The following is a 7,593-nucleotide window of genomic DNA, read 5'->3' as shown; positions in this document are numbered from 1 at the left end:
AGATTGATCAGGAAACGCGGCTGTTCGACGCCGTCAAGGGCGAGACGCGCTCGATGCGCWCCAAGGARGAGGCGCACGACTATCGCTATTTCCCCGATCCCGACCTTTTGCCGCTGGAGTTCGATCAGGCCTATGTCGACGCGCTGGCTGGGAAATTGCCGGAATTGCCGGACGACAAGAAGGCGCGGCTGATCGCTTCGCTCGGCCTGTCGACCTATGATGCGTCGATCCTGGTCTCGGAAAAGCCGATCGCCGACTATTTCGAGAAGGTGGCCGCCGGCCGCGACGGCAAGCTTGCCGCCAACTGGGTCATCAACGACCTGCTCGGGCAATTGAACAAGGCCGGCAAGGATATTGAAAACGCTCCGGTTTCGCCCGACCAACTCGGCGCGGTCATCGACCTGATCAGGGATGGCACCATCTCCGGCAAGATCGCCAAGGACCTGTTCGAGATCGTCTGGACCGAGGGTGGCGATCCGCGCCAGCTGGTCGAAAGCCGTGGCATGAAGCAGGTCACCGACACCGGCGCCATCGAGAAGGCCGTGGATGAGGTGATCGCCGCCAACCCCGACAAGGTCGAACAGGCCCGCGCCAAGCCGAGCATGGCCGGCTGGTTCGTCGGCCAGGTGATGAAGGCGACCGGCGGCAAGGCCAACCCGCAAGCCGTCAACGACCTCGTCAAGGCCAAGCTCGGCATCGCGGATCAATGAGCGGAGACGCGAAGCCCGGCAACCCGGCTAGCGTCTCGTCGGCCCTTTTGATTGCCGGCGCCGTGCTGCTTTTTGTCGGCACGTCGCTGCATCCGATGCATGAAGACCCGAATGACGCGCTTGCCGCCTTCGGTGAATATGCCGCCGACCACATCTGGTTGTTCAGCCACATGGCACAGCTCGCCGGCGTTCTGTCGATGGTTGCAGGCCTGGTGCTGATCCTTGGCCGTCTGTCGGACGGCCCGCCACGCGGCTGGGCTCTTCTGACGATCCTGTTTGGCGCGGCGTCGCTGGCGGCGGCAGCTGCCTTGCAGGCCGTCGATGGCATTGCGCTGAAAGCGGTGGTCAATGCCTGGGCGATGGCCGATGCGGCGACAAAGCCATCGTTGTTCAGCGCCGCCTTCGCCGTACGCCAGATCGAAGTCGGTTTTGCCGCGATCAGCGCCATGCTGCTCGGCTTGACGGTTCTGCTCGCCAATGTCGCCCTGCGCCAGGCCAGGCGCAGTCCGTTGTGGCTGTCGTTGCTCGGCGGTGTCGGTGCCGTGGGTGTTCTGGTCGGTGGTTTTGCGACTGCTGCAACCGGTTTCTCCGGCACCGCCATGGCGGCCAACATGCCGGGCAGCATGGTGCTTCTCGTCTGGGTGGTGCTGCTTGCCGTGGCCGACTTCCGGCGCAAGCCGGTCGCAACATAGGGGGGAGAACCATGTTCGTTCGCACCGCCGGGGAACGCGACCTTGCCGCAGTGCGTGCGCTGCTGGTCGAAACCTGGCATGCGACCTATGACGCAATCTACGGCGCTGCCAAGGTGACCGAGATCACCGACGGCTGGCACTCGATTTCCTCGCTGCGGTCGCGGCTGACGCGGCCGAACTCGGAATTCCTGGTGGCCGATGATGGCAAGCTGATCGGCGGCATGGCTTTTGCCGAAGGCGTCGAAGTGATCATGCTCAAGCAGCTCTACGTGCTGCCCAGCCTGCAGGGGCGAGGCATCGGCGGCATGCTGCTCGATGAGGTCATCGAAAGCTTCCCAGAGGCCCGCGCCATCCGCCTGGAGGTGGAGGAACAGAACATCCGAGCCATCGCCTTCTACGAGGCAAACGGCTTCTTGCGATCCGCCGATGTCGGCGAACACGCAGGTGCCTTGGGACATCCGACGCTCGTCTACATCAGGACTCTTGTTGGCTGACCTATCAGCCGGCGTATCTCGATCACCTTCGCGCGAGCACCACGACAAAGCCCTATTTTCGTTTGACGGCTTGAAAGTCCCGCAGCAAAGCTCCTTCAGCTGACCCTGCCGGAAGCCGGAACCGACAGACGCGCGTGTTGGGCAGCGTTGGGGGGATTTTCATGCCGAGCTTACCGGAACTGATGCCGACACAGGTGTCGGACGAAACCTTTGGCGGCGTCACCTATCATATCGCCGGCGAACTGGTGCCCGTGCTTTCGGTCGATGTGACGCGCATGCCGGTCTATTTCGAGCATCACATCCTGCTGTGGAAGAACTCGACCATCAACATTGGCCTGAAATCGCTGAAGGGTGCGCTGAAGCGCATGATGGCCGGCATGCAGATCTTCGTCACCGAAGCGTCCGGAGCAGGGATCATTGCCTTCAGCCGCGATGGGCCCGGCCATATCGTGCCGATCCATCTCAGGCGTGGCGAGGAGATCCAGGTGCGCGAGCACCAGTTTCTCGCCGCCACCGGCAATGTCGAGTACACTTTCGAGCGCGTGCGCGGCCTGGCGACGATGCTGTTTGGCCAGAGCGGCTTCTTCATCGATCGCTTTCGCGGCGATGCCGGCGATGGCATCGTCTGGCTGCACGGCTACGGCAACGTCTTCGAGAAAACGCTCGCCGCCGGCGAAACCATCGACATCGAGCCCGGCGGCTGGCTGTTCAAGGATGTCTCGGTCAGGATGGAGACCAAGATCGATCGCCTGTCGAGCGGCTTCTTCGGCGCCAACATGAATTTCATCGTCAACCGCTTCACCGGGCCGGGCCGGGTCGGCATCCAGTCGATGTATCTGCACATGCCGACCGAGGAATAGGCGGCGATCAGATGGCTCGCGATCTTTGCAGGTTGGCAGGCATGGCTCCGGCCCGGGAGCCGGGGCGACCTGCGCTGACATTACGCTCCACCGGCATTGCTGGCCGTAATCGGTTCCGCACACGGCCATGCGTCATCTCGGCGTTTGCTGCGCCGGCTCACGACGGATATGCAGGAACATGACCAAACTGTCCCGCATTGCAGCGCTGGTGCTGCTCGCCATCATCATTTTCTCAACCCTGTCGCCGATCCAGATGCGGCCACACATAGCCGAGGCGAATGTTGAGCGCGCCTTGGCTTATGTGCTCTTGGGCTTCGTCCTGGCGCTCGGCTTCCCCAACCGCCTGTATCAAGCTGCGATTTTCGTGATTGTGACCGCCGGCGTCCTGGAACTGCTTCAAATCATTGATCCTGGTCGCCACGCGCAGTTTGCCGATGCACTCGTGAAAGCATCAGCCGGAATTGTTGGGATCTTTGTGGGGCAACTGTTCGTCAGGCCCAGCGGACGAATGGGAGAGAGGTAGGCGCGCGGCAGCAACCCGCGGCGCTAGGTGGAGCGAACGTCCACATTGTCGATCAGCCTCGTCTTGCCGAGCCAGGCGGCCGCAAGCACGCGTCCTTCACGATCGCGACGCCATGGCGCAAGCGTCAGGCTTTCACGGGCCTCGACGTAGTCGACCTTGCGGAAGCCGGCCGCGACCAGGGCACGGCTGGCCTCCGCGGTTGCGTTGTTTTGGTCGGCACCTGCCGTCAAAGCCACCGCCGTGTCGCGTAATATCACATTGAGTTGGCGGGCGATCTTGAGTTCGGCTTCATCGAGATAGGCGTTGCGTGACGACATGGCGAGACCATGTGCGTCGCGGATCGTCGGTGCACCGATGATCTCGACCGGCAGGTCGAGGTCGCGGCAGAGCTGCCTGACGACACAAAGCTGCTGGTAGTCCTTCTCGCCGAAGATCGCGCAGTCAGGCGTTGCCTGCAGGAAGAGCTTTGCCACGACGGTGGCGACACCGTCGAAAAACGTCGGCCGAAAGTCCGATTCGAGCCCGGCGGAGGGACCGCCGACCGAGATCCTGGTAGCAAAGCCGGCGGGATACATCTCGCCAACCGTCGGTATGAAGGCAAGGTCGGCCTTGGCCGCTTTCAGCCGGTCGAGGTCGTGGGCGAGCTGGCGCGGGTATTTGTCGAGGTCTTCCGTCGGCGCGAACTGCGTCGGATTGACGAAGATCGACACGACACAGCGATCGGCCCTTTCGAGTGCGATCCTGACCAGCGAGATGTGCCCGTCATGCAATGCGCCCATGGTCGGCACCATGGCGATACGAAGGCCGTCGCGCCGCCAGTCGCGGAGCTGCGCGCGCAGTGCGGCAACGCTGTCGACGATGACGAGCCGGCTCATGCGTCATCCCCGTGCTTTGTCGCCGAAAAGACATGGCCGGGGCCGGGAAATGTCCGGCTTCGCACCTCCGCAGCGTAGCGTTCGGCGGCGTGTGAGATGACGCTGCGCAGGTCGGCATATTCCTTGACGAATTTCGGCACGCGGTCGACGGTCAGCCCGACCATGTCGTCGATGACCAGGATCTGGCCGTCGCAGTCGCTGCTGGCGCCGATGCCGATGGTTGGAATGGCGATGCGGCGGGTGATGTCGGAGGCGACGGTCTCGACCGTGCCCTCGATGACCACCGAGAACGCGCCGGCGCTTTCGACCGCGAGTGCATCGCGAACCAAAGCCGCAACGGCCTCTTCGGTGCGGCCCTTGATCTTGTAGCCGCCGTTTTTCTCGACAGATTGCGGCTGGAGGCCGATATGTCCCATCACCGGAATGCCGGCAGCGACGATCGCGGCGATCTGCCGGGCCATGTCGACGCCGCCTTCGAGTTTCACCGCCTGGCAGCCGGTTTCGTCGATCATCCGCCGCGCCGAAGCAACGGCTTGCGCCGCCGAATCCTCATAGGTGCCGGCCGGCATGTCGACGACGACGCAGGCCTTGGCCGCGCCGCGCATCACCGCTTGCCCATGCGCGATCATCATCTCGAGYGAAGCGCCTAGCGTCGTCTCGTGGCCGTGCAGCACCATGGCGACGCTGTCGCCGACCAGGAGCAGGTCGACATGGTCGTCGAGCAGGCGGGCGATGGGATAGGTGTAAGCGGTGAGGCAGACAATCGGTGTGCCGCCTTTGCAGCGCCGAATCGCGTTTGCGCTGATGCGAATGTCGGTGGTCGGCATTTCCGTGGCCAATCGTCACCTCCGTCAGCCTGCAGCGGGTCGGATACCGGCCTTGGCGCGCAAAGCTTTAGAAAGACCGCAAAGGCTTGGCAAGCGCGCATCGCGCGGTCGAGAAGATCACGGGCTTGTGTCGGGTTTCCGGCAAGCCATTTGCGTGCACCCTGCGGCAAAACCCTTGCCTTCCCGAAGGCCTGACGCCATAAGCAGGAAACGGGCGCTGCCGGCGCGAGGGTTCTGAGATGAAGACTTTCCTTACGCAGTTTTTCACCTGGTGGAACAGCCAGACGCTGGGAACGCGCCTGTACACCTGGCGGCACGGCAAGAAGGTCGGCCAGGACGAGACAGGCAATGTCTATTACGAAGGCGGCATCGATTCGGAGGGCCGCACGCGCCGCTGGGTCATCTACCGGAATTATTCGGAAGCCTCCGCGATACCGCCCGGCTGGCATGGCTGGATGCATCACCGTGTCGATGTCGCGCCCGCCAGCGAGACCTACAAGCCCCGCGACTGGCAGAAGCCACATCAGCCCAATCTGACCGGCACTCCGGCGGCCTACCGCCCGAAAGGCTCGGTGCTGACCAACCAGCATCGCCCGCAGGTCACGGGCGACTATGACGCCTGGACACCCGGATCGTAACGGCCCCCGACTTGTAACGGCGCAAGGTGCAGGCCGGTCCTTTATCGCCACAATTGGTGTTTAGCTGCTTGCTGATCAAAAAAAAACGGCGACTAGCCTTGGCGATCGACAGAATCACCCGGGCGCGAACCACCGGTACCCCTAGATGAGCTTTTTCAACCGAATATCGACGGGCGGCCTGGCGCTAGCCGCCAGTCTTGCCGTCAGCACCGCTGCCTTTGCCGCTTCGCCTGAACCGGCGCCCGCTGCACCGGCGCCGGCGGCGCCCGCAGGATCGGACCGGGTCACCAATCCCATCGCCGAGTTTGCCGGCATCGACAAGATCACCGGCCGCATCATCACCTTCGATGTCTATATCGACGAGACGGTGCAGTTCGGTGCTTTGCAGGTGACGCCGCGCGTCTGCTACTCGAGGCCGCAGACCGAGGAGCCAAAGACCGATTCCTTCGTCGAGGTCGACGAGATCACGCTCGACCGGAAGATCCGCCGCATCTTCACCGGCTGGATGTTTGCCGAAAGCCCTGGCCTCAACGCCGTCGAACATGCCGTCTATGACGTCTGGCTAAAGGAATGCAAGCAGAAGTCGGATGTGCCGGCGCCCGACGCCGCCAAGGCTGACGCGACCAAAGCCGACGCGTCGAAGCCTGCCGCGGCCGAGCCGAAGCCTGCCGCCACTCCGGACGTGGTACAGCCCGATGCCACGGAACCGGCTATCACCGAACCGGATACCACGGAACCGGATACCACCGAAGCCAACTGATCCTCTGGAACCGTCGTGGCCACCATGCGTTGGACCACGGACGACCGCGCATTCATGCGCATGGAGGATATTCCGATGTCAGACAGCAAGCGGATCACCGCCGGCAAGGCGGAATTGCTCGAACTCGAAAAAGGGTTCTGGACGGGTGACGCGGCCTACTACGCGGCCAATGCCGACACCGAGTGCCTGGTGGCGTTTCCGCAGATGGCACAGGCCATGGACAATGCCGATCTCGCCAAGACCGCAACCAAGCCCAACCGTTGGCGCGATCTTGACATCGAGCTCAAGGGAATAATCGAGCCGGGCAGCGATATCGTCATGCTGACCTACGAGGCGCACGCGACGCGTGAGAATGGCGAGCCCTACGCGGCGCTGGTCAGTACCGGCTACGTCCATCGCGTCAACGGCTGGAAGATGATGTTCCATTCGCAGACGCCGCTGCAAGCCGCGGCCGGGAAGTAAGAGGCCCGATCGTCAGGGGTAGAATACGGCCTCGCCCTTCAGCGCGTCGGCCAGCATTTTCTCGTATTTGCCGCGCGGCACGTCGACCGCGCCGAAGCGCTTGAGGTGCTCGGTGGTGAACTGCGTATCAAGCAGAGCGAAGCCGCGCGCCTTCAACCTCTCGACGAGATAATAAAGGCAGGTCTTGGAAGCGTCCGTCTCCCTGGCGAACATGCTTTCGCCAAAGAACACCCGGCCAAGCGATACGCCGTAGAGGCCACCGACCAGCCGGTCCTCGCGCCAAGCCTCGACCGAATGACAATGCCCTATCCGGTGCAACTGGACATAGGCTTCGCGGATCGGCGCATTGATCCAGGTCGACCGGCGCTCCTCGCGTCTCTCGGCGCAACCGTCGATCGTTGCTTCGAAATCGAAATCGAAACGGATGTCGAAAGGGTGCTTCTTGATCGTTTTCCTGAGGCTTTTCGGCGTGTGAAAACCGTCAAGCGGGATGATGCCGCGCGTTTCCGGCCGCACCCAGAACACCTCCGGATCGCTGGCACTTTCGGCCATCGGGAACACGCCCGAGGCGTAGGCCTTGAGCAAAAGGTCGGTCGGGATGCGATAGCCGGGCGCGAAGGGGCGGGTCATCGCGTCCCCGGACTACTCTTCCTTGGCCAGATATTTTTCCAGCCAGTGGATATCATAGTCGCCATTGGCGATGTCGGCATTGCCGACGAGATCGCGAAACAGCGGCAACGTCGTCTTGATGC

10 protein-coding genes and 1 pseudogene are annotated in these 7,593 nt (G+C 62.9%); 8 read left to right on the top strand and 3 right to left on the bottom strand.

Annotation, left to right across the window (positions count from 1 at the left end):
* From gatB to ACXJ7R_RS19685, 5 genes and pseudogenes are all read left to right on the top strand, one after another.
* Positions 1-710: pseudogene (gene gatB, locus ACXJ7R_RS19705) on the top strand (Asp-tRNA(Asn)/Glu-tRNA(Gln) amidotransferase subunit GatB); the annotation flags it as partial.
* On the top strand, positions 707-1,402 hold the full coding sequence (locus ACXJ7R_RS19700; protein WP_457153306.1) for a hypothetical protein: 696 nt from the start codon (positions 707-709) through the stop codon (positions 1,400-1,402). The pseudogene gatB and the gene ACXJ7R_RS19700, both read left to right, overlap by 4 nt.
* A gap of 11 nt (positions 1,403-1,413) precedes the next feature.
* Positions 1,414-1,896, top strand: coding sequence for an N-acetyltransferase family protein (locus ACXJ7R_RS19695; protein WP_457153305.1), 483 nt, complete (start codon positions 1,414-1,416; stop codon positions 1,894-1,896).
* Positions 1,897-2,057: 161 nt separating this feature from the next.
* The gene (locus ACXJ7R_RS19690; RefSeq protein ID WP_095090716.1) at positions 2,058-2,756 is read left to right on the top strand and encodes an AIM24 family protein; all 699 of its coding nucleotides are present in this window, start codon (positions 2,058-2,060) and stop codon (positions 2,754-2,756) included.
* A gap of 178 nt (positions 2,757-2,934) precedes the next feature.
* Complete coding sequence (locus ACXJ7R_RS19685; RefSeq protein WP_457153304.1) at positions 2,935-3,279, top strand: hypothetical protein; 345 nt, start codon at positions 2,935-2,937, stop codon at positions 3,277-3,279.
* A 23-nt stretch (positions 3,280-3,302) separates the two neighbouring features.
* On the opposite strand, the gene panC is transcribed toward ACXJ7R_RS19685, so the two are convergent.
* A complete protein-coding gene (panC, locus tag ACXJ7R_RS19680; RefSeq protein WP_457153303.1) occupies positions 3,303-4,154 on the bottom strand; it encodes a pantoate--beta-alanine ligase in 852 nt (283 codons plus the stop codon).
* Positions 4,151-4,993: a 3-methyl-2-oxobutanoate hydroxymethyltransferase gene (gene panB / locus ACXJ7R_RS19675; RefSeq protein WP_457153302.1), complete on the bottom strand. Its 843-nt coding sequence runs from the start codon at positions 4,991-4,993 to the stop codon at positions 4,151-4,153. Before panB ends, panC begins: the two co-directional genes overlap by 4 nt.
* Before the next feature lie 227 nt (positions 4,994-5,220).
* Here panB and ACXJ7R_RS19670 point away from each other — a divergent pair, with 227 nt between their 5' ends.
* The 3 genes from ACXJ7R_RS19670 to ACXJ7R_RS19660 all read left to right on the top strand — a co-directional run bounded on the left by ACXJ7R_RS19670 (position 5,221) and on the right by ACXJ7R_RS19660 (position 6,841).
* Entirely contained in the window at positions 5,221-5,619 is a 399-nt protein-coding gene (locus ACXJ7R_RS19670) for an NADH:ubiquinone oxidoreductase subunit NDUFA12 (RefSeq protein ID WP_457153301.1), read from the top strand.
* Between the two features lie 145 nt (positions 5,620-5,764).
* Positions 5,765-6,379, top strand: a complete 615-nt coding sequence (locus ACXJ7R_RS19665) for a DUF2155 domain-containing protein (protein ID WP_457153300.1) — start codon at positions 5,765-5,767, stop codon at positions 6,377-6,379.
* Positions 6,380-6,454: 75 nt separating this feature from the next.
* Positions 6,455-6,841 carry a hypothetical protein gene (locus ACXJ7R_RS19660; protein WP_457153299.1) on the top strand — a complete coding sequence of 129 codons (387 nt, stop codon included), beginning with the start codon at positions 6,455-6,457 and terminating at the stop codon, positions 6,839-6,841.
* A 12-nt stretch (positions 6,842-6,853) separates the two neighbouring features.
* Here ACXJ7R_RS19660 and aat read toward each other — a convergent pair whose 3' ends face one another.
* Positions 6,854-7,471 (bottom strand): leucyl/phenylalanyl-tRNA--protein transferase, encoded by a 618-nt coding sequence (gene aat / locus ACXJ7R_RS19655; RefSeq protein ID WP_457153298.1) that lies wholly within the window; start codon positions 7,469-7,471, stop codon positions 6,854-6,856.
* Positions 7,472-7,593 lie beyond the last annotated feature (122 nt).

The organism is Mesorhizobium sp. P5_C1 (genome assembly GCF_054049815.1).
The sequence above is the reverse complement of the archived record's forward strand: the minus strand, read 5'-3'. Positions and strand labels throughout refer to the sequence as shown.